This window comes from Micromonospora luteifusca (assembly GCF_016907275.1).
Lineage (GTDB): Bacteria > Actinomycetota > Actinomycetes > Mycobacteriales > Micromonosporaceae > Micromonospora > Micromonospora luteifusca.
This window is the reverse complement of record NZ_JAFBBP010000001.1, coordinates 5,878,237-5,900,885: the sequence shown is the minus strand read 5'-3', so window position 1 is coordinate 5,900,885 and position 22,649 is coordinate 5,878,237. Positions and strand designations below refer to the sequence as shown.

Below are 22,649 nucleotides of genomic sequence, written 5' to 3'. Positions count from 1 at the left end.
GCACGATTGCGCGTGACGCCTACGGATGCGCGACAAACGCCAGGCAGGTGTTCACACCACCGAAGGCAAAGCCGTTGGACAGCGCCGCGCGTATCGACGCGGGCTCCGGTGCCGGGCCGGTGAATCGGCCTGCGGTCGGCAGCGGGTCGGTCAGACCTGCGTTGGCGTGGACGTACCCTTGGGCCATCTGCTCGACCGTCGCGATCGCCTCGATCACACCGGCTGCGCCAATGCAGTGCCCGGTGAGCGACTTGGTCGAGTTGAGCCAAGGCCGCTGTCCGGGCACGTCACCGAAGACTTGCCGCAGCGCCTCGACCTCGGTGTGGTCACCGACGAGCGAACCAGTCCCGTGGGTGTTGACGTAGTCGATCTGAGCAGGCCGCAGGCCGGCCCGGCGCAGCGCCGCCCGCATCGCCGCCACCTCGCCGGACACTGCCGGATTGGGCAGACTGTTGGCGTCGAGGACGTGTCCGTACCCGGCGAGGACCGCCAGCATCGGGGCCTCGCGGCGCTGGGCGTTGCGGGTCGACTCCAGCACGAGGCAGCCGGTCGCCTCGCCGACAACGAAGCCGCATCGGGCGGTGTCGAACGGAACGCTGCGGCCCTCCCAGGCCAGAGCGCCGAGGTTGGCCAGCGCCGTCAACTCCAACAGCGACGGCTCGGCCAGGGCGCCGACGACCAGACAGACGTCGACCTCATCGGTGGCGATGAGTCTGGCAGCGGCGATCACGGCGGCGTTGCCGGCGGCGGAGGCCAAACCGACGGTGAAGCCTGGCCCGGTGATGCCCAGGGCGTGGCTGATGATCCCAATCTGACTGGTCGACACGCTGTGCAGCGCGAAGGTTGGTGGCACCCGCGCCGGGTTCGCCGTGTGCAGGGCGTGCACGTGCTGGGCGTATTGACCGTCGAGGTCGCCTGCGGTGACCACGACGCCGATACGGTCGGGCGCCGTGGGGCGCAAGTGCAGTCCAGCGGAGACCCACGCTTGTACGGCCACCGCCAGGCCGGCCTGAACCGCTCGAGGCGTCCGGCGTGCGATACGGGACGCAACGCGGCGCAGGTCGTCGGGCAGGGCGGTGATCGCGTCGAGAGTGGTGGGCAGGTCCTTCCACGCAAGGCGGGCGCGGTAGCGCGGCCCGGGCTGCCCGCCCTGGTCGACGATCGCTGTGCGGCCCCGGCGAAGACCGTCGGCGAAGGCTGTCTGGTCGGGGCCGAAGGCGCTGATCGCCGCCATCGCGGTGATGGCGGCGCCGGGGGTCACTCGTACTTCCGGAGCAGTGCGATCAGCGACCGGATGCTCAGGTCGCGGGAGAACTCGGACGGGTGGACGGTGATGCCGAGATCCCCCATCACCGCGACCATCACCTCGGCGCGGTCCACGCTGTTGCAGCCCAGTTCGGCCAGTGTCCTGTCGGCGGTGACGTCGGCCGGATCCACCTCGGGAACCACGGCGTGCACAGCCTCTCCGATGACCTCCAGCAGGGGGTCCGACGCAGCAGGGGTGGAGCTGGTGGCGGGCTGGCTCATGACTGCTCCTCAGTGGGCGTGGTGTCGTCGTATCCCAGGCTCAGCAGCGAGGCGACGAGGCCGCTCGCCGGCGCCACGGCGGGATCCGGCGCGGATGGGAGACCTGCCGCGGGCAGGATTGCCGTGCTCGGGTCGAATGCCGTCGGTCCGTCGGCGACCGGCGGGTCCAGCCACAGACGCCGACGTCGGAACACCGGCGGTGCAAGGGGTGTCCGTGAGGGTACGGCTGCCGGCGCGCCGCGGACGATCACGTGGGCGTTGGTGCCGCCGAGGCCGAACGCACTGACGCCGGCGATGCGGGCTTCCGGCTCGGATGTCCACGAGGTGAGGCGGGTCGCGGGGACGAACGGGGAAGCGGCGAAGTGGAACCGGGGGTTGGGTTCATCGCAGAAAAGGGAGGCAGGGATGGCGCCGTGCTCGACGGCGAGCACGGCCTTAGCCAGCCCTGCGATCCCGGCGGCGCTCAGCAGATGGCCGAGGTTGGACTTGACCGAGCCGATCTGGCAGTAGCCGGCTCGCTGCGTCGACTCCCGGAAAACGTTCGTCAGCGCCTGCAGTTCTATGGGGTCGCCGATCATGGTGGCGGTGCCGTGCGCCTCGATCATGCCGACCTGGTCGGGGCGTAGCCGGGCGTCGCGCAGTGCACGCCGGATGACGGCGGCCTGGGCAACCGGGTTGGGTGTGGTCAACCCGACGGTGCGTCCGTCGTTGCCGACCGCGGCGGCGTCAATGGTCGCGCGAATACGGTCGCCGTCGGCGATCGCCTTGTCCAGGCGTTTGAGCAGCAGGACACCACACCCCTCGCCGGGTACGAACCCGTCGGCGGATCGGTCAAAGGTGCGACAGCGGCCCGACGGTGATAACGCCCCGGCCGCGCTGAAGTCCAGGTGCACCTGGGCGTCGAGCAGCACGTCCACGGCGCCGACCAGCGCGGCGGAGGACTCCCCCGCGAGGATGCTGCGCATGGCCAACTGCACCGCGACCAGAGCCGACGAGCAGGCACTGTCCACGACAAGGTTCGGGCCGGTCAGGTTCCACTGATGCGCGATGCGCGCGGCGAGGAAGTTCTGGTCGCCGCCGAAGGCCGCAGTCCCGGTCCGTCGCCCCACCCGCCGCCGGTAGTCCGACAACCGGGCGCCGACGAACACGCCGACGTCGTCACCGCTGAGCTCGTCGCGGTAGCCGGCGTCGGCGAGACAGGTCGCCACGCCCTCGAGCATGAGCCGGATGCCGGGGTCGAGGGTGATGGCATCCTCGTCGGTCATCGAGAAGTAGTCGGGATCGAACAGCTCAATGCCGTCGAGATAGCCGCCCCACTTGCTGACCGACCGGCCGGGTTCGGTGCTGGGCCGGTACAGCGCATCGGTGTCCCACCGCGCGGCGGGCACCTCGGTCACTGCGCAGGTGCCCGTGGTGAGCAGATCCCAGAAGGCCCGGATGTCGGCGGCACCGGGAAAGCGGCAGGACATGCCGATGACCGCGATCGTCTCCTCGGCGGCAAGCTGCCTGTGCACACCGCTGAGTCCCGGCGCGTGCTGGGCGTCGATCCGCGGTGAGGCACCGCGGGCGGTGGAGGTCGTGGGCGGTGGGGCGTTCACCGGCGGCGCGGTATGGACGTCGCGAAGGTGGGCGGCGAGTGCGACCAGGCTCGGGTGGTCCAGGAACGCCGACGGGGCCACTGGGGCGCCGAGCTTTACCTCCACGGCGGTGACGAGGTCAGCGATGAGCAGCGAGTCGACGCCCAGGTCCCCGAAAGGCGTCTGCACGTCCAGATCGTCGCGGCTGATGCCCACGGTCGTGGTGAAGACGTCCACGAGCCAGTCGGGCACCAGCGGCGCCGGCGCGGTGAGCTGTGCGGCGGTGGGGCGGCTGGCATCTGGTTGCGGTGCGGCGGTGGGGAGAGGCGGTGCGGCCAGGATCGCGGGAATGTTCGCGCCGGGCACGACCACGACGTTGGCAGGCGCAGGCCCCACGAGAACGGCATCGAGGATCCGCAGCCCGTCCTGCACAGACAGTGGCGGCTGGCTGTTGTCCGTTCCACCACTCATGCCGACGTCACCCCAGCTGGGCCATGCGATCGCACAGACCCCGGCCCTGCCCTGGCGGGTCAGGTGCGAGGCGTGGTGATCGAGATACCTGTTCGCGGCGGCGTACTCGGTCACGCCGGCGGCGAGGGTCGGTGACACGCCCGCCAGCGAGGAGAACGACACCAGGAACGCAGGCTCGTCCGGCGCGCACAACGCGGTGAGCACGTCGACACCCTCGACCTTCGGTACGAGCACGGCGTCGATCTCGTCGGCCGACTTTCCGGTGAAGGAGCCAATGCGGGCCATGCGGCCCGCGCAGTGAATGACGCCGCCGATCGGGCCGAGATCGGCACGGACACGGTCGAGAAACTCCGCGACCGGCTGCCTGTCGTCCAGGGGTCCGCAATGCAGCGCGACGCGGGCGCCGAGTTGCTCCAGCTCACGCACCTGGTGGGCGACGGTTGCCTGGTGCGCGTCGAGGTCCGCGTCGTCCCAGTCCTCGCGCGGCGGCATTCGGCGCTGTCCCAGGAGGGCGATCGCGCGGGCACCTCGGGTGACGAGGTGCCGGGCGACGACGGCACCGATGCCGCCCGTACCCCCGCTGATGAGATAGCTGCGCTCGCCGTCCAGCTCGGGTGTGCCGTCGGGCAGGTCGGTCAGCTCAAGGGCGGGTGCGAACCGACGACCGGAGCGGTAGCACACCTCGGCACGTCCGTCGGTGCTCGTCCACTCGGCAACGAGCGCGGCGAGCGCCGCCGTCGAGCGTGTCTCGACGTCGACCACGGTGGCCGACAGTGTGCGGGACTCCGCCGACACTGCCCAGACGAATCCGGACAGCAGCGCGCCGGACAACCGCGGGGCCGGACCGGGCAGAGCGTGCAGCCCGGACACCGCATGCAGCATCCGCAGCGGACGGCGGGCTGCCGCCAGCTCCCGCAGGTGGGCCAGGCGGGTGGTAACCGCTCGTGGACCGACGGCCTCGACATCGGTGATGTCGGTGAGGTCGAGGGTGCCGCGCAGGTCCGGGTACGACCGAAGCAGCTGCCGGGTGAACTCGGCGGTGCGGGCCGGATCGGCGAACCTGGTGTCAGTGGCGACATCGACCATGACCACCTGGACGTGGGCGCCGAAGGCACCCGGCAGTGCCTGCAGCAGCGGTTGCGGACCACCGGCGTGCAGGCAGAGCAGAGTGCCGTACGCGGGGGAAGCGCTCGGCTGATCCGCCGGATGCCACTTGATGCGGTACAGGGGCAGGACCGGCGTTTGAGGATCCGGGCCGGTCGGGGTGAGCCAGTGCCGGTGGTGGGCGAACGGGTAGGAGGGCAGCGAGGTGGTCCTGGCCGACCCGCTCGGATGAAGGGCGGTCCAATCGACGGACTCCCCCCGAACCCACCGGCGGGCAAGCTCCGCCAGCGACTGCCTGTCCCGACGCTCGGGCATCGGCGCGGCGGGATCGGAGGGGCGCGCGGCGCGCCCGTGCGCGATGTGGGCAGTGTCTCCCGCAGCGAAGCCGCGTAGAAGGTGGACGAGCTCGTTGCGGTCGGTCACGACCACGGCGAGACGTTCGGGCAGCGGTTCACGGCCGACCTGCAGGGTGTAGGCGATGTCGGCGAGGGTGGGGCCGTCGTGGCCTCCGCGGTGCCGGTCCAGCAGGTAGGAGGAGAGGCGGCGCACGGCTGTCGCGGTTCCGTTGCCGGCCAGCACATCGGGTAGGTCGCCCTCGGCCAGCCGGGACAATTCGGCCAGTAACGCCGAGGTGTGTTCCGCCGCCTCGTCGGCGAGCACGTCGGCGAGTCTGGTGGTGGCCTGGCGTAGCTGGCGCGTGTCCCGGGCCGACAGGACGATCAACTGGGGGCCGAGGTCGGGAGTCGCCGGGGCGGCCGGCGGCGGCTCTTCGAGAACGACATGCGCGTTTGAGCCGCCGGCGCCGAACGAGCTGACGCAGGCGCGGCGGGGGTGGCCGGCCGGGGCCGGCCACGGCGTGAGATCGCGTTGCAGACGAAACGGCGAGTGCTCCCAGTCGATGCCGGGATGAGGTCGCTCGACGTGCAGGGTGGGTGCGAGGGTGCGGTGACGCAGTTGCAGCACCACCTTGGTCAGCCCGGCGATACCGGCGGCGCCCTCGAGGTGCCCGATGTTGGACTTGATGGATCCGATGGCACAGCCGCCTGGGGCGACCGTGTCGGCGAAAACAAGTTCCAGTCCGCTGATTTCTACGGGATCGCCGAGCTTGGTGCCGGTGCCGTGCGCCTCCACGTAATCGATGGTTCCCGGGTCGACCTCGGCGCGGGCGAGCGCGGTGGCGATCACACGGGCCTGCGCGGCGGGGTCGGGCACGGTGTACCCGTTGGTGCGTCCTCCGTGGTTGATGGCGGTGCCCTTGATGACCGCGTGGATGCGGTCCCCGTCGGCCAGCGCTTCGGCGAGGGGTTTGAGCAGGACCGCGCCGACGCCTTCGCCCGGGGCGAACCCGTCGCCGCCCTCGCCGAAGGCGCGGCAGCGATTGTCGTGGGACGGCATGTTCAGCCGCTTCTGTTCGATGAACTTGTTCGGGTGCAGGGAGAGATTCACGCCGCCGGCCAGGGCGAGGGCGCACTCGCCGGCCCGCAGTGCGGACACCGCGAGGTGCAGTGCGGTCAGCGACGAGGAGCACATGGTGTCGACGGTCAGGCTGGGGCCGCGTAGGTCCAGAGCGTAGGAGACGCGGTTGGCGATCCCGGCGACAGACGAGTCGGTACTCACGGGCGGGCCGGTGAGGGACTGTTCGACGCCGAAGAAGGTGTACTCGCTGTACATGGTGGCGGCGAAGACGCCGACCTGCCCGTGATGGGCCTGGCGGAGGCGGTGTGCGGGGTATCCGGCGTCGTCGAGGGTTTCCCATACCACCTCGAGGAACAGCCGCTCCTGAGGATCCATGAGGTCGGCGTCGCGTGGTGCGATGCCGAACAGCAGCGGATCGAAGCGATCGACCTGATCGAGGAAAGCGCCCTTCATCAGGTCCCGCGGCCAGGTGGGCCGGGCGCGGTGCGCGGGCATGTCGGTGATGGCGTCGTGACGGTTGGTCAGAAGCTGCCACAGGGTGTCCAGGTTGTCGGCACCCGGGTAGCGGCCGGCAATGCCGATGATCGCGACGTCCGTGCCGGGGCCGGGGCCGGGGCCGGACAGGGACGCGGGCGGCCGTCGGGCCGACCGGCCGGACTCGATGCGGTCGGCGAGTTCAGCCAGGGTGCGGTGTTCGAAGAACAGTTGCGGTGGCACGTCGCCGATGTCATCGGCAAGCCTCGCGGCCAGTTGCACGACCAGTGCGGAATTGAGTCCGAGATGCTCCAGCGGGGTGTGTGGGTCCACCTGGTCGGCCCCGATGCCGGAGACCTCGGAGAATCGGGCCACGAGGTGGGACAGGACGCCACGGGACCCAATCGCGGCGCTCGGCCCCCCGATTGTCGCGATGGCGACGGTGGTGTTGTCGGTGCCGTCAGTGGTGGCGATCCAGTGCCGCTGCGCCTGGAACGGGTACGTCGGCAGGGTGATCCGTCGCGCCGGTGCAGGCCACAGCCGGCGCCAGTCCACGTCGGTGCCAGCGAGCCAGCTCGCGGAGGCCTCATCCGCTCCGTTGGGCTGGACGGGGGTCCGCGGGCCGGGGGCGGCGGTGGATGTCCGTACCCGCGGGTCGGCGCCGCCTGCGAGGAACGCGTCGAGGGCGCAGATGAGGTCTGCGGTGTCGCGGCAGGACAGCAGCAGCCGGTGGGTCATCGCCGTCCGGCCGGTCTGCAGCGTGAACGCCACATCGGCCAGGTCGGGTCGCTCCCGGGCGAGGTGCCGATGCAACCGGCGGGCGGCGGTGGTGAGGGCGTCGACGGTGGCAGCGGACAGCGGCACGAGCAGCGTGGCGGGGCCGGTGTGCGCCTCCTGGGTCCGGGATGGTGCCGCCTTGAGCAGGACGTGGGCGGATGACCCGCCGGCGCCGACGGCGTTGACCAGGGCCAACTCAGGCCCGGTCCACGGTTCGGGCGTGGTAACGACCCGGATCGGCGCGCCGGGCCAGTGCAGCAGGCCCGGTCCGCCTTCGGGGACGGGGGTGGGGGCGATCCGAGCGTGGCGCAGCTGAAGGACAACCTTGGTCAGCTGTGACATGCCGGCGGCTGCCTCGAGGTGACCGATGTTGTGTTTGACGGTGCCGATCGGAACGGGCGCGGGGTTGTCGTGGAACACACCGACAAGCGCTTCCAGTTCGGCGCTGTCGGCCACTGACGCCCCCGAGGCCGCGCATTCGACGTATCCGATGTCTTGCGGTGAGGCGTCCGCGCGGCGCAGCACGGCGCGGATGGAGTCGGTCAGCTCGGGGACCGATGGCAATCCGAAACGCCCTGCGGTGTCGCCAGCGTGCGCGATCCACGTGGCGGCGATCAGCGCGTGGGCGCTGTCGCCGTCGGCGGCGCCTGCCGGCCAGGGACGTAGCAGGAGGGCGCCGTAGCCTTCGCCCGGCGACCAGCCGGTGGAGTCCGGGTCGAAGGCGCGGGATGCGACACCGTTGGCGGAGATGAGCCCCCAGGAGCGCAGCAGGTCGGCGTGGTGCGGATGCAGCATCAGGTTCACCGCGCAGACCACGGCAGCGTCGCAGTCGCCGCGGCGCATGCTCTCCACCGCCAGGTGCACTGCGGTGAGTGTGGACGAGCACGAGGTGTCCACGGCGAGGCTGGGCCCGCGGAAACCGAAGTAGTGCGAGATGCGGTTGGCGATGTCCGAGGCGGTGGAAGCGGCTACGGCGGGCGCGCCGCCGCGTGAGGCCTCCGCGCCCACGAGTTCGTAGTCGTGCCACATGGCGGCGACGAACACCCCCACCCGCTCGGAGGTGCGCCGCAGGGACGAGGCGGTGTGCCCGGCGTTCTCCAGGCATTCCCACACGGAGGTCAGTAGCAGCCGCAGCTGCGGGTCGAGTGTGGCGGCCTCGCTGGGTGAGATGTGGAACAGGAGGCTGTCGAAGGCGTCGACGTCGTCGAGGTAGCCACCGGTGACGGCGTTCCGGCCGCCTGCCGGGTGGTGGGCGGGCGGGGGTCCGAGCGGCCTGCGGCCGGCCAGCAGCGCCTGCCACAGCTCGTCGACGTCCTCGGCGTCGGGATAGCGCCCGGACACGCCGACGATGGCGATGTCCGCCGTGGCTGGGTCCGGGGCGATCAGCGCGCTCGCCAGCGGGTCCGGTCCGCGGCCCGCGAGAAGACTGAGCAGGAAACGGTGGCCGTCGTCGGCGCCGAGCGCGGGGCGTAGCCGCTCGAAGGCCAGGGCGCCGACCGGGCACAAGGACACTCCCAGCTCACCCTGCGCCATCATCAGCAGCTGAGTGATGTGCCCGGCCTCCACGGCGAGGTACCGATCGGCGTCCTGCTGGTACAGCGGTGCGATCCCTCGGGTCTGGCCGATCAGGTACAGCTCGAAGCCGGCGTCGTCGTAGACGGGCCGGTTGTAGTAGAAGTGCAGGCTTCGGTCGAGACCGGCACCGTCACTGACACGCTCGAGCGCATGGAGGTCCGGTCGGTAGTGGTACACCCCGCCGTCGAGGCCGTCGAGGCCGTTCGGTTTGACATGCAGGTAGGTCTGCACGGCGTAGGTGTCGCCGGCCGAGGGGTAGAGCCTTCGTGGTGTCCCGTCGACAAGGAACTCCCCCAGCAGTCCCAGGAGCCGGCCGAGGGTCGCCAGCGGTAGCGGGGCGGCGGCGAAACTCTTGCGCGAGGCGCGTCGGCGGTACAGATCGTCGGGTGGGGCCGCGGAGGGTAGGGCGATGAGGTGTTCCGGCGGCGCCGGCGGGCGCAGGTTCCAGTGCCCGGACTTGAAGCGTGCGCGATCCTCGGCTGAGAAGAAGTCGACTTCCTCTGGAGGGCCGTCTGTGGCCTGCGGCGGAGTGTCGTCGGAGGTGGTGGCCGTCGCGACGGGTGCAGTGGTTGGCGGCACCGGCGTCGGGCCAAGGATGGCCGGCGGTCGAGCTGCGGCGATGGTCCCGGCCGGCGCCGATGCCGAGGGTGTGTTCTCCGATGGTGTCCGTGGGGGTGCTCCTCGCAGCACGGCAGTGAGGTGGCGGGCGATGCCGGCGACCGTCGGCTCGGCGAGCACCACGGAGATCGGAATCCGGTACTGGTACTTGTGGTGCAGCGCGCCGGACACCTGGACCAGGGTGAACGAGGTGGCGCCCTGGTCCCAGATGTCGCCGTGCGGGTCAATGGCGTTGACGCCGAGCAGCCCGGCGAACAGATCGGCCACCTCTGCAGACAGGCTGGACACGTTCGGGGCGTTCGTCGCCGCCCGGGGTGCAACGCCTTCGGGGGGCAGGGGCCAGGGCAACGCGGCACGGTCGAGCTTGCCGTTGGCGGTGGCCGGGAAGGCGGGAACGAAGGCGACGAAGTTCGGCACCATGTAACCGGGAAGGGTCGCCGCAGCGTGTTCCCTGAGTTCGCGGATGGCTGGTTGCGGGCCCGGTTCGGCGATGACGTAGGCGACCACCTTGCGGTCGCCACCGTCGCCTTGCGCGAGGACCACCGCGTCGCGCACGGCGGGGTGCTGACGTAACCGGTGCTCGATCTCGCCGAGTTCCACGCGGAATCCCCGGATCTTGACCTGGTTGTCGCGGCGGCCGAGGAAGGTGAGGGTGCCGTCGGGGAAGTAGGCGGCACGATCGCCGGTGCGGTACATGCGCTGCCCGGGTTCGAGGGCGTACGGGTCGGGGATGAAGCGGGCGGCGGTGAGGTCGGGAGCGTTGTGGTAGCCCTGGGCCAGGCATTCCCCGGCGATGTAGAGGTCGCCTTCGGTGTCGGGAGGGCAGGGACGTAGCTCCTCGTCGAGCACGTAGTAGCGACTGTTGTCGATCGGATGCCCGTAGGGGATGCTGCGCCACTGCGGATCGACGGGTCCGACCTCGAAGTGGTTGGACCAGACGGTGGCTTCGGTGGCACCTCCCAGACTCACGATCCGCACGTCGGGGAACGCGGCGCGTAGTGCGTCCGGCAGAGGCAGGGGCGTGTGGTCGCCGCTGAGGAACACCAGCCGCAGGGCGCCGAAACCCTCGGGCGGTATCTCCGCGGGTATCTCCGCGGCCACCTGGGCCAGCGTCGTCGGTGCGGAGTTCCAGAAAGTCACCTTTTCGTGGCGTAGCACGGCGTGCAGCAGTGCGGGATCGTGTTGCTCGGTCTCGTCGGCGACGTAGAGAGCGGCACCGGTGCCCAGAACGCCGAACATGTCGTAGACGGACAGGTCGAAGCCGAGCGAGGTCACCGCGAGGCCGACGTCACCGATCCGCAGGGGGTACACCCGTTCGCACCACGCGAGCAGATTGGACACGGCGCGGTGGGCGACGGCGACGCCCTTGGGCGTGCCGGTGCTGCCGGAGGTGAAGATGATGTAGGCGAGGGCGTCGGCGGTGACGGCGGCGCGAGGGTTGCCGGGATCGCCCTTGGCGGCGATGACGTCGTCGATACCCAGAACGGTGATGCCGTCGGGATGCTGCCAGTCAGGTGCCTCCGCGGTGGACATCACGAGCCACGCACCGGCGGCGCCCAGCATCGCGGCGGCGCGGCCGGCCGGCAGTGACGGCTCGACCGGCAGGTAGGTGCCGCCGGCTTTGACGATGCCGAGCACCGCCGCGATCATGGATGCGCTGCGTGGCATCCGCACGCCGATCACCGTGCCCGGGGTGATGGCCAACTCCTGGAGGTGGCGCGCCACCCGGTTGGCCTGCGCATTCAGGTCACGGTAGGTGGTGGTGGCGACGGCGGTGCGTATCGCGACGGCGTGCGGGTGGCGGGCGGCGGCGCGTTCGAAGGGCTCATGGACGAGCCGTCGCGTCGGGAAGTCGCGGGTGGTGTCGTTCCACCCGTAGACGATGGTGCGGTAGTCGCGCAGGCTCAGTGGTGCGGGGTCGGTACCTGCGACCGGCGGGCAGTCAACGTCGGTGATCACTGCGCGGACCGCCTTGGTGAAGCGGGCGAATGCTGCCTCCAGCCAGCCAGCGGGGAACGCCTCGGCGCGTGCGTCCCACGCCAGGAGGACGGTGTCGTCGTCGACGGTCGACACGCTGTCCAGTGCCACGCCGGGGGTGCAGCTGAACCAGGCCCCGTCCCGCATCCCCGGCGGGGTCCTCCACGCCGTGAGGTCCACGACGCTGCTGTAGACCACCGGGAAGCCGGCCACCTGGCCCCGTAGTACCCGCCGTCTGAGCGCCTCGAGCCCGGATGCGGCGTCGGCTCGGGCGTCGATGGCCAACTCGGCGGTGACGAGTGCCGCGGCCTCGGCGGGCGGCTGCTGCGGCGGGCAGGCCGGCAGCCAGCTCAGAGCTGTCGCGTCGCCGGGGTCCCGGGTGCCGGGCACCCACCGCACGACAGGAACGGCGAAGTCGGATACGCCGAGCTCCGTCGCCAGGACCTGGGTGAACACGCTCATCAGCAGCGCGTCCGGGGTGAGGTGACGGCGAGCCGCCTCCGCGGCGAAGGCACGCCAGCCGTCGACGTTGGCAGCGAGGCGTAAGCGCGGCTGGTCCGGGCGGGTCACCCCGGGCGAGCCGGCGGGCAGTACCGCTCCCCCGGTCACGGCTTCCGCGCGGCTGCGCCAGTGCTCGCGTGCCGTGGCCTCGTCCATCCGATCGGCGCTCGGGGCCGTTGGCCGCTCATCGGGGTTTGCTGTCCCCGCGTATCTGCGCACGAGATCACGCACCAGGAAGTGCACGGTCGGCGCGTCGAAGACGGCGATGTCGAACGCGCAGTGCAGGGTCGAGCGGCCGGCTCGGTGGGTGAGGCGGACGTCGAAGTGCGGCCAGCGGCCCAGCGTGAACGCCCTGCCCAGCAGGGCTGCGCGCATACGTCCTAGCAGGGCTTCGGAGTCGTCGACACAATCGAGGTCGATCACCGGGATTCGCCAGCTCGCCGGCGCGCGGGAGCTGGTGTGAAGCTGCCCGTCGTGGTCGAGCCAGGAACGGGCTGCCTCGCTGGCACCGATGAGGGCGCGCAGTGCCGATTCCAGCCGATCCTGGTCAGGTACGTCGTCCAGTTCGACGGTCTTGTAGATCTGGCAGCCGTCCCACGCGTCGTGCGGAGCGGCCCGATCAACGAGGTACGACAGTTGCAGCGCGTTGGCCGGCCGCCTGCGCGCGACGGCGCCGGCCACCGCGATCGCCCTGATGCCGTTGGTGAACTGGGCCATCAGCGTTGAGGCACTGTCGGCGGACAGACGATCGGGGAGGTGGTCCCACCGGATGCGGAGGGCGCCGCCTTCCTCCCAGATCTGGTTGTCCAGAACGATGCCGGAAGTGCGAGACACGGCGTGGGCGATGTCAGCGTTGAAGCCGGCATCGAAGCCGCCTGCGGGTCCGAGGCCCAGGAGGCTGGTGAACACCACCGCCAACTCGTCCGGCCCGGTCTGCCCACCCCGACGCAGTTCACGCAGCACGTCGACGCCGGAGACCGCGGAGTGTTCCAGCGCCGCCCACACCTGCTGGTGCAGATCGGCGGCCAGCTCGCCCAACGGACGGGACGGATCCGGGTGGGCAACGATGACCGCGGAGGAGGTGAACGGTCCCACGACGTGCTCAGCCGAGCGGGGCAACCAGGCCCTGGCACTGGTGGTCGTAACGATCGAGAACGCCCCACTGGCGCCGCCCCGCGCCAGCGTGTCGGCGAAGACCGCCAGGGCAAGGGAGGACGGAGAGACGTCGCGGGTGGCGGCGTATGCGCGCACCGCGGTCCAGTCCTCTGCTGCGACCGTGTCGTCCAACGTCGCACGCGCCCCGGTCAGCATCTTAGGGCCGTCCCGGTGCCGAAGGCTGGGGCCGCTCGGCGCCTCACGCAAGCGTTCGACCCAGTACCGCAGATCACGCGATCGCCTCTCATCACTGACCCCGGAGGTCATGGCCAGCAATCCCGCGCGGGCCGTGAGGCCCTGATCGGGAAGGGGCGCCTGCGGGTGCTGGTAGAGCTGCTCCCACTGCGCAAGTAGCAGAGCGGTGGAATGGCCGTCGGCGACGAGCCCGTCGATGTCGACGTGCACCACGCCGCTCGCGTCCGGGAGCAGGCTCACCTCGATGGTGAACGGCGGCCACTGCTGGGGATCGCGGTTCCAGGCGGAGATTCGCTCGCGATGCGCGGTGAACGCACCAGGTGGCACGGCATTCAGGTGGTGTACGGGCATTGTCCAGTGCGGCGTGTCGGCCAGAATGCGCTGGTTCCCATCCGAGTCCACCACCGCGCGCAGCATCTCGTGATGCTCAATGAGGCGTAACCATGCCGCCTGCAGCCGCTCGATGTCGATGTTGTCGACGGTGAACTCGAGGTACTGGTGGCAGCCCACGGGGTCCGGTGTCAGCTCGGGCACCGTCGCGGTGACGTAGGACTGTTGGATCGACGTCAGCGGGATGGGCGCGTCGGGCACGACGGTGGTGGGCACGGTCGGCTTGGCGGTGTCCACTGGATCGTCGACAGCCGTGGTCCGCAGCTTGGCGAACAGCTCCCGCACGGTGGAGTTGCCACTCAACCAGCTGAACGGGAAGTCGATCCCGCACTCGTCCTGTATCTCCAACCACAGTCGAGCGGCAGCCAGCGAGTCCAACCCGATGCCGCTCAGGGTCGCCTCCGGCTCAACGGCGCGGTCCGTACCGAGTGCCGCCGCGATCAGGCCCATCAGCTTGGGGTCGAGACCATCGATACGCCGGCCGGCTGGGCCTTCTCGCATGTGCCGCCCTCCATCGCCTGCCGGGAAGGATCCGTTAGGTGACCTCGATCGGCGACATCGCTGGGTGCCGTTGTGCCATGGAAGTCGCTCAGCAACGTATGGGAGGCGGTATGCCGCCAGCGCACAACTTTGAGCGGACGTCGACACCGTTGCGGATCTTTCATTGCGGGTGCGGCCCGCTGCTGCCGATGACGCGTATCACCTGCCCGAACCGCCGTGTGGGTGTCCCGACCTTCGAATTGGTGATGTCGCCCGTTCTGCGTACCTGACAGGAAGGATCCTCCATGCCGGCGCTGAACAAACTGGTCGCGGTGACCATGGATTGTCCCGACCCCGCGATGCTGGCCGACTTTTATAAGGCTGCCATCGGATGGGACCTAATCTACAGCGATGAGCATGCCGCATACCTGTCCGACGGTGGGGACGTCCGCGTCGGCTTCCAGCGTGTGGAGGGGTATGCGGCACCGACGTGGCCGGGCCAGGGCGTCCCGCAGCAGATGCATTTCGATATCGCCGTGGACGACATCGAGGAGGCGACGACCCGACTGGTGAACCTCGGCGCCGCACCGGCCGAGGAGCAGCCCGGAGAAACGGCGTGGCGGGTGATGCTCGACCCGGCCGGGCATCCGTTCTGCATCACGACGTCCTACTGACTGGGCAAGCGGCGTGCGGACAGAGCAGAGCGGACCGGCACTGACCGTTGTTCTCGACGGAACTCGCCCCGGCAACGCCCTGACCGCCGAGGGGGTGACGGACCTGCATCGGGTCCTCGACATCGCTGAGGCGGACCGCGACCTTCGGGTGCTGGTGGTCCGCGCACAGGGCGATTCGTTCTGCACGGGCATGGACCTCGTCCAGGCGGCCGACGACGACGAGGCCGAAGCGGCGCGCGGGGTCGGCAGCTACTTCGATCTGCTGGAGCGCTTCGCCAGCAGTGACCTGCTCGTCGTGTCCGTTGTCGACGGACGGGCGGTCGGCGGCGGAGTCGGTTTGGCCGCCGCGAGCGACGTTGTGCTCGCGACGACCAGAGCGAACTTCTCCCTGCCGGAGGTGCTGTGGGGACTACTGCCCTGCGCCGTACTGCCTTTCCTGGTACGCCGTGTCGGTTTTCAGCGCGCCTACTCGATGACCCTGGGCACGCTGACGGTGCAGGCTGCCAAGGCCGCCGACATTGGTCTGGTCGACGAACTCGTCGATGATCCCGACAGAGTTCTCCGTCGACTACTGGACAGGACCAGCCGCGTCCCGGTCGGCCTGGTCGCCGCCGCCAAACAGTACTGCGGCACCCTTGCCCCCTCGCGTGCTGAAACCCGACGGGCTGCCGTATCGACCTTTGCCGAACTGTCCGCCGGTGAGGCATTCCGGTCTGCGGTGACTGGCTACACCCGCGACGGCCGCTACCCCTGGCAGAAATCATGACGTTATCGGCTCACGCGCAACATTGACCGTCGCCGCCTTCCAACTAGTTTTACTGTCCACAGGCACTGGCTGACCCTGCAACGAACGGAACGGGAGAGGCATGAGCTTGACAGCAACCGGCGGCAAGGTCCGCTCCGGTTGGCTCACAAGGATCAACGGAGCCGGCCACTACCGCGCCCTCACCATCTACCTCCTGGTCGTGCTGGCCCATTGGATCGAACACTTCGTCCAAGCCGTTCAGATCTACGTGTTCGACGTACCTCGTCCGCAGGCGCGCGGGGTGCTTGGCGAGCCGTTCCCTTTCCTCATCTCCTCGGAACTGCTGCACGTCCTGTACGCCATCTACATGCTGGTGGGGCTGGCCCTGCTGCGTCGGGCCTTCAGTGGCGAGGCGCGAACCTGGTGGACCGCGGCACTCGTCATCCAGGCTTGGCACTTCTTCGAGCATGCCCTGTTGGCGGCGCAGGCGTGGACGGGGTCCAACCTCGCCGGCAGGCCGGTGCCGACGAGCATCCTGCAGCTGGCCATCGCACGGGTCGAGACGCACCTGATCTACAACATCATCGTGCTGATCCCTTTGTTGACCGCGATCAGCCTGCACTGGTTCCGCAAAGATGGGCGAAATGCCGGCACACCGCCGTGCACGTGCGCCACACACTTCGTCTCCTCCTGACTCCTACGATCCGGTTAGCAACAAGCCCTCCCGGTCCGCACGCGTCTGGACCGGGAGGGCTCTTCGCATTCCGACCGCCAATCATGGCGGCACGTACTGGGGTCCTGGTTGTCACCGAGATTTCTTGCCTCGAGTTACGAGGGGCATCTTCTGCCAGGCGAGCGGTTAGTACCCCAGCCGGAGATCGTGATCGGAGCCTTCGTGCCGTTTCCGCTGGTGGCACGACAGCAGCACTGGGGCGCACATCCCAGCCATCGTCATGGGTCAGCAGGCGAGCAGCACGGGACGGCAGAATGCCGGGATGCATCGAAGCACCAGGGCCCGGGACCGTGCAGACGGACGCAGTGTCGGTGGCGCTTCGGTGCCAGGCCCGGCGATAGGAGGGCGGAGCCTGGCCCGTCGCGTCGGCCAAGCGTCGGCCGCAGTCGCTGTAGTCCTTGTCGTGGTGGGGCTGGTGATCCTGTCGCCCATCGCACTGCGAGCTGTGAGCCTGGGAGAGGCGGAAGACTGGGGCCGGTTGAGTGATATCGGCCAGACCTACGGAGCCACGTCGGCGGTCTTGTCGGCACTTGCGCTCGGAGGCGTAGCGGCGTCGCTGCTGCTCCAGGCCCGCCAGACCAGAGCGGAACGGATCCAGGCCATCCGCGGTTTCCACGCGGATCTGATCCGGATGCAACTCGATGATCTACCTGTTTACCTGCCCTGCTGGGGTCCGCTGGACTTGCCCGATGACACCGCCAAGCGGCAGCACGTCTACACCAACCTGCTGTTGCAGTACGCCTGGATGGGCTACGAGATTGGCACCATCTCGGAACCGCTGCTTCGGGACATGCTGGGCGGCATGTTTCGTGGCGACGTCGCTCGGCGTTTCTGGCCGATGGCTCGGGGGTCCTGGGCGGCGAGTACGGCGGGGACGAGACGAGGACGACGCTTTCTCCTCATCATTGATGAGGAGCATTCCAGAACTTTGTTGACCGAACCGAGAGTGCGCGCAGCGGGGCCTGAAGATGGCCTCAGTCCCGTCCGAAGTTCCGTCCCAGCGGCCGCCCGTCTATTGAACTGCGTCGTCATCGGCGTTGCGGCGAGTATCTCGGCGGGCCTGGTGTGGCGCCGGCTGCGATCAGCTCGTACTCCAGCCAGAGGAGTTGGTCTGATCCGGGGGAGGGTTCACCCGGGGCCGGAGCGGGCGCAGCCACCATCGAGCATGGACGGTTGTGTGGACTGACCATGACGCGGCGGTGGCTGCCGGCTACAGGGTAGACGCCCAGCGGTGGCGGGTGTTGTTCGATGACCTGATGTTGACGGTCGGGCAGCGTTTCCGCAGGCCGGAGCCTCGCCGTCGGGTACGTGACGTCGTCCGGGGCTTGCTGGCGCCGTTGCCGCGGAAGAACTGCTGGACGATCGCGGAGCATGCCGGTAACAGGGTCCGGACGGGATGCAGGAGCTGCTGACCCGGGTGAAGTGGGACGATGCCGATGTCCGCGCCGATGTCCGCGAGTTCGTCGGCCACCACCTCGGTGATGGCGAGGCGGTACTGGTCATCGACGAGACGGGCGATCTGAAGAAGGGCCGGCACACCGTCGGCGTCCAGCGGCAGTATTCGGGCACCGCCGGGAAGATCGAGAACTGTCAGGTCGCCGTGCACCTCGTCTACGCCGCGGACGCTGGTCACGCGATGCTCGACACGGCGCTCTACCTGCCGAAGTCCTGGTGCGACGACGCCGAACGCCGCGCCGAGGCCGGTGTCCCTGAGCAGGTTCGGTTCGCGACCAAGCCGCAGCTGGCGTCTCGGATGATCGCCGCAGCGGTCACCGCCGCGCTGCCCTGCCGATGGGTGGCCGGCGACGAGGCCTACGGCAACGATCCGCGCCTGGGCGCACGGCTCCGTCAGCTGCGACTGGGCTACGTCTTGGCCGTGGCCTGTTCCCATCAGGTGATCACCGGCCTTGGCATCTACCGCGTTGACGCCCTCGCCGCCGGTCTTCCTGCCACCGCCTGGCAGCGGGTGTCCGCGGGTCGAGGCGCGAAGGGACACCGCTACTACGACTGGTCCTTCACCGCACTGCCGCACGCCGCCGACGCCCACGGCGGGCACCACTGGCTGCTGATCCGCCGCAACCGCCGCACTGGTGAGCTGGCCTTCTACCGCTGCTGGTCACCCGAACCCGTCCCGCTCCGCAACCTCGTCTTGGTAGCCGGCCGCCGCTGGAAAATCGAAGAGTCGTTCCAAGCCGCGAAGACCGGACTCGGCCTGGACCAGCACCAGAACCGCCGCTGGACGTCCTGGCACCGATGGACCACCCTGGCGATCCTCGCCCACGCCTTCCTCGCCGCCGCGACCACCCACCGCAGCCGTCCCGACCCGACCGGGCTGATCGCGCTGACCGTCAACGAACTACGTCACCTGTTCAACATCCTGATCATCGAACCCGGCCGCCGCCGCTGCGACCCACTGCTCTGGTCCGTACGTCGACGCCGTCACCAAGCACGAGCCATGACTAGCCACTACGCCCGGCAAGCCCTCACCGAGCCGTGATCACAATCCCCGGCTGGAGTATTAGGCTGCTGGACCCATCCACAGCCTGCTGATCCGGTCCACGGCGACCGTGTCGCGCAGGGGCAGCAGCCGCAGTTGATGCGGGCAGAACATTCGGCATGGGTCGCGTGAGGTCAGCGACGTGTTCTGAGCGCATCCCGCGAGGACGACGTCTGGGACGCCGCGTCAGTTGGCCAGGAGCCCGCCCTCGATGAGCAGTTCTTGGGCGTTGATGCCGCTGTTGCGCAGGAGGAAGTCGGTCGCGTCGACGACCTCGGCCATCGTCACCAGCCGCCCGATCGGGGTCCGGGCGACGTGCGGGTGGTCGGGCATGGCACGCCATTTCGGGCTGTCGCCGACGACGCCGGGATGCAGGACGTTGACCCGGTGCGGAGCGATCTCGATGGCCAGGGTCTTCACCAGGCCGGTGAGACCCGCGTTGTGCGTTGTCACCATGGTGGATCCGGGGTAAGGACGCTCCTTTGCCAACCCGCCGAAGAGCACCGCCGACGCGCCAGGGCGGAAGCGGTCGCGCAGCACCCGTACCGTCTCGGCATAGCCGACCAGCTTGATGGTCAGCGCGGTGACCGCGGCGTCCACGTCGAAGTCTCCCAGACTGTTGGGCGTCTGGCTCGTGGCGGTGATGACGAGGTGGTCGACCTCCGTGACCTCGCCGAACGCGGAGGCGATGGTGTTCGGCTGGGACAGGTCGACAGCCAGCCCTCGGGTGGCGCCGCCGATTTCCGCGGCTACGTCCTCTGCCCGTGCCTTGTCCCGGCTGGTGATGACGACCGTGTCCCCGCGATCCGCAAGATGCTGAGCGATGACCCGCCCGAGCCCATTACTGCCTCCAACGACGATGGACGTACTCATTCGGCCTCGTTTCCTTCCACCGGTCATACCTTGATCGGCAACCACCGACAGTAGTGGCGGACCGAACGGCAGTGCTGGAAGGCTGGACGGCCGTTACCTGGCTCTCAGCAGACGTCTGCTCCCCTACTAGTGCTGTGACCACTAACGTTCACCGGGTTGTCGGTGGTGTTGTGGTTCCTCGCCCAGACGTTGTCGGAGCGAGCGACTCCCCACCGGTAGTGGGGCGGGCCTCAGCCGGCCAACCGACCCTGACACCGCTGGTGGGCGGCGTGGGTCACGCCGGGACAGCCCGGCACCGGGAAGGTGTCGGCCTGCTCGACGGTGCGTGATGACCGCACCCATGTCGGGTGCGGTGGTGGTGACGCCGCCCGGGGTCCGGGTGGCGATGGTGAACGCCGCGGCAACATCACGATGCCCGACGAACCCGCAACTCCTGCACATCATGGTCCGCCCGCAGGGCTTGACCACTCTGCGCCAGCACACCGGGCAGGTCGACGACACCCGGTGAGCCTGCCCCGGTCGACCAGCAGGTTGCCTTCCAGGAGATCACCGTGCAGCCATACCGGCGGTCCGGGCCACTCGTCCGCCGCCATCGCCTCGTCCCACGCCGCGGCACCCACACATGTGTCTGCGGGCAGCTCCGACGGCTCGGAGCTGCCCGCAGATACCGGCAGCGCTCGCCAGCTCCTCAGGCGGTGGAAAGTCCGAACCTCTCTCGGGCGCTCTCGGGAGTCGCCGCGAGAACGACCGGCTCGTTCGGCACTGGACCTTCCACGGTGATGGTGCGCATCACCTTGTCCGCGACGGTCTGCCTCTTACGGTCCCACAGCGGCATCAGGAAGCCGATCCCCAGGCTGAACCAGTCGATGAAGTGGCTGTTCTCCCGCACGAAGGCGTTGAACACTCCGATCGGCTTGCCGGTCTTTTCGAACACCAAGTTGGCGTTGATCAACCGTCGACCGAATGAGTTGCCACGCCGTCCCATCAGGATGCAGCGGTTGTAAAAGCCGACCGCGTACCAGATCACGTAGAGAGCGATACTGGTCAACAGCGCGGCGGTCGAGCTGAACGCGTCGTAGGCGGCATTGCTGCCGACGTAGGCGAGGACCAGGAAGACCATGCTGATGTGCATGTCGATGACCCAGGCGAGAAGTCGCTTCAGCCAACTTGAAGCTACCATTTTTCGTTCCCATCTTCGGTCACGAGACTCCATTTGGTGATGGGAGCATCTGCCGCCCTGGCGTCTGCTGCTGCTCAAAATTGACCCCCGATCGGGCAGCTCGAGGACTACACCGGTATATGAGCCGAGGAGGTGCAGATGCCACGGGGTAGGCGGAGCCACTGCGTGATCGTCCGGGTTGCGCTGACCATCGCCGTACTGATGATCGCTACTCTGGGCGCACCCGCGTCGTCCTCGGCGCGAGCGACGACCGTGGACGGTGGTCTGCTGTCCAGCAGCCCGAGCGCCGACGCGGTGCTGACAGCTCCACCGCGGCGGGTCGAGCTGCGATTCCGGGAAGCAGTGCGGACCGACAGCGCTAGCGTCACCCTGATCGGACCGACCGGCGATCGCACACCACTGCGGGACATCGGTGGCGCCAGTGCCGTGCTCGATGTCTCCATGCCTGCCGACTCAAGCGGTGACAACGCCGTGGAGTGGAAGGTCACGTCGGTGGCCGGCCAGACCCTGACGGGCCGGTTCGTTTTCACTGTGATCGAAGGCGGGCTGAAGGGATTCATGGTCGCCCACGCGCTGCACCTGCTCGGTGGCGCGATCATGCTGACATTTGTCATCTACTGGATTCGTATGTACCGCAGGCCCACCTCGTGACGACCGCCTCTCGGCTACGGCCGGGCTGGCGGCCGAGGTTGCGTGCCGTGTTGCCGCTGGTGGCGCTGGCGTCGCTGGCGATGGCGCTCTTCCTGGGTGGTGGCGCGCCCACCCCGAGTCCACCCGGGCTCCCCGACCCCGGCCCGGTGACCGGATGGGGTTTACCAGTCGCGCGACTGGTCTTCGACGCCGCCGCGGTGGCGACGACCGGATTGCTGCTGCTGCCAGCTTTGTTTCTCGACCGTAGCTCGCGTGCCACAGGCACATGGAGCGCGGCTCTGAAGACAGCGAGCACGACAGCCGCCGTCGCGGCGGTCGCGGTTGCCGCGCAGATCATCCTGTGCGCCAGCGACGTCGCCGGGCGACCGATCAGTGGGCTCAACTCCGCCGACGTGGTGCGCTTCCTGACGACTCTCACCCAAGGGTGGGCACTGGCGGCTCAGCTGGTCATCGCCATCGGTCTTGCCATGAGCCTGGCGGCGGCGGCGAATCGACGCGACGGCGCCGGCGAATGGCCGGCCCTGATCACATCACTGGTCCTGGTGAGCCTTCCGGCGCTCGTTGGTCACTCCGCCTCCACCCGCAACCACACGACCGCGGCGATGCTGCTGATGGCACACGTACTCGGGGCCGCCGTCTGGGTCGGCGGCCTGGCAGCGTTGGTCTGGCTTGCCCGACGAGCCCCAGACCAGCTCGCGTCGGCGGCCACCCGGTTCAGCAGCATGGCTCTAGGCTGCGCCGTCCTGCTCGGTGCCAGCGGCGTGATCGCCGGTCTACTGCACGCCGGGTGGGCCGGGCTCACCTCCTCCGGTTATGGCCTTCTGCTCGGCGCCAAGGCCGTGGCGTTCACCACCCTGGTCCTGTGCGGCTGGCGCCATCGGCACGTGACCTTGCCCCAACTGGCTCTCAACAACGCCGACCCCCACCGATGGCGTCGACCGTTTGTCCGCCTCGCATCGACCGAGCTGCTGATCATGAGCCTGGCGCTGGGCACCGCGGTAGCGCTGTCCCGCACGCCGGTGTAGTGCCCCGAAAGCCGTTGGATAGCGAGGAGAAAAG

General features: G+C 69.2%; 13 protein-coding genes and 1 pseudogene. 7 read left to right on the top strand and 7 right to left on the bottom strand.

Annotated features, from left to right (window positions below):
* Positions 1 to 19: 19 nt before the first annotated feature.
* The 3 genes from JOD64_RS26865 to JOD64_RS26855 are packed head-to-tail and all read right to left on the bottom strand — an operon-like array spanning position 20 to position 14,258.
* Entirely contained in the window at positions 20 to 1,261 is a 1,242-nt protein-coding gene (locus JOD64_RS26865) for a beta-ketoacyl synthase N-terminal-like domain-containing protein (protein ID WP_204944791.1), read from the bottom strand.
* A complete protein-coding gene (locus tag JOD64_RS26860; protein WP_204944790.1) occupies positions 1,258 to 1,527 on the bottom strand; it encodes a phosphopantetheine-binding protein in 270 nt (89 codons plus the stop codon). The genes JOD64_RS26865 and JOD64_RS26860 overlap by 4 nt, the downstream gene beginning before the upstream one ends.
* Positions 1,524 to 14,258, bottom strand: coding sequence for a non-ribosomal peptide synthetase (locus JOD64_RS26855; protein ID WP_204944789.1), 12,735 nt, complete (start codon positions 14,256 to 14,258; stop codon positions 1,524 to 1,526). The genes JOD64_RS26860 and JOD64_RS26855 overlap by 4 nt, the downstream gene beginning before the upstream one ends.
* Before the next feature lie 284 nt (positions 14,259 to 14,542).
* On the opposite strand from JOD64_RS26855, the gene JOD64_RS26850 reads away from it, so the two are divergent.
* From JOD64_RS26850 to JOD64_RS26830, 5 genes and pseudogenes are all read left to right on the top strand, one after another.
* Positions 14,543 to 14,911, top strand: a complete 369-nt coding sequence (locus JOD64_RS26850; RefSeq protein WP_204944788.1) for a VOC family protein — start codon at positions 14,543 to 14,545, stop codon at positions 14,909 to 14,911.
* Positions 14,912 to 14,924: 13 nt separating this feature from the next.
* Complete coding sequence (locus JOD64_RS26845; RefSeq protein ID WP_307813687.1) at positions 14,925 to 15,677, top strand: enoyl-CoA hydratase-related protein; 753 nt, start codon at positions 14,925 to 14,927, stop codon at positions 15,675 to 15,677.
* Between the two features lie 100 nt (positions 15,678 to 15,777).
* Complete coding sequence (locus JOD64_RS26840) at positions 15,778 to 16,350, top strand: hypothetical protein (RefSeq protein ID WP_204944786.1); 573 nt, start codon at positions 15,778 to 15,780, stop codon at positions 16,348 to 16,350.
* A 442-nt stretch (positions 16,351 to 16,792) separates the two neighbouring features.
* Entirely contained in the window at positions 16,793 to 17,575 is a 783-nt protein-coding gene (locus JOD64_RS26835) for a DUF6082 family protein (protein WP_204944785.1), read from the top strand.
* A gap of 70 nt (positions 17,576 to 17,645) precedes the next feature.
* A pseudogene (locus JOD64_RS26830) lies at positions 17,646 to 18,886 on the top strand (IS701 family transposase).
* A 186-nt stretch (positions 18,887 to 19,072) separates the two neighbouring features.
* On the opposite strand, the gene JOD64_RS26825 reads toward JOD64_RS26830, so the two are convergent.
* The 4 genes from JOD64_RS26825 to JOD64_RS26810 all read right to left on the bottom strand — a co-directional run bounded on the left by JOD64_RS26825 (position 19,073) and on the right by JOD64_RS26810 (position 20,972).
* Entirely contained in the window at positions 19,073 to 19,759 is a 687-nt protein-coding gene (locus JOD64_RS26825) for an SDR family NAD(P)-dependent oxidoreductase (protein ID WP_204944784.1), read from the bottom strand.
* A 141-nt stretch (positions 19,760 to 19,900) separates the two neighbouring features.
* Positions 19,901 to 20,227: a hypothetical protein gene (locus JOD64_RS34015; protein ID WP_443673908.1), complete on the bottom strand. Its 327-nt coding sequence runs from the start codon at positions 20,225 to 20,227 to the stop codon at positions 19,901 to 19,903.
* A complete protein-coding gene (locus JOD64_RS26815) occupies positions 20,200 to 20,433 on the bottom strand; it encodes a phosphotransferase (RefSeq protein ID WP_239561762.1) in 234 nt (77 codons plus the stop codon). The genes JOD64_RS34015 and JOD64_RS26815 overlap by 28 nt, the downstream gene beginning before the upstream one ends.
* 14 nt (positions 20,434 to 20,447) lie before the next feature.
* Positions 20,448 to 20,972, bottom strand: coding sequence for an RDD family protein (locus JOD64_RS26810; RefSeq protein ID WP_204944782.1), 525 nt, complete (start codon positions 20,970 to 20,972; stop codon positions 20,448 to 20,450).
* A 132-nt stretch (positions 20,973 to 21,104) separates the two neighbouring features.
* Here JOD64_RS26810 and JOD64_RS26805 point away from each other — a divergent pair, with 132 nt between their 5' ends.
* Both JOD64_RS26805 and JOD64_RS26800 read left to right on the top strand, forming a co-directional pair.
* The gene (locus tag JOD64_RS26805; RefSeq protein WP_204944781.1) at positions 21,105 to 21,590 is read left to right on the top strand and encodes a copper resistance CopC family protein; all 486 of its coding nucleotides are present in this window, start codon (positions 21,105 to 21,107) and stop codon (positions 21,588 to 21,590) included.
* Between the two features lie 47 nt (positions 21,591 to 21,637).
* Positions 21,638 to 22,615, top strand: coding sequence for a CopD family protein (locus JOD64_RS26800; protein WP_204944780.1), 978 nt, complete (start codon positions 21,638 to 21,640; stop codon positions 22,613 to 22,615).
* Positions 22,616 to 22,649: the final 34 nt, after the last annotated feature.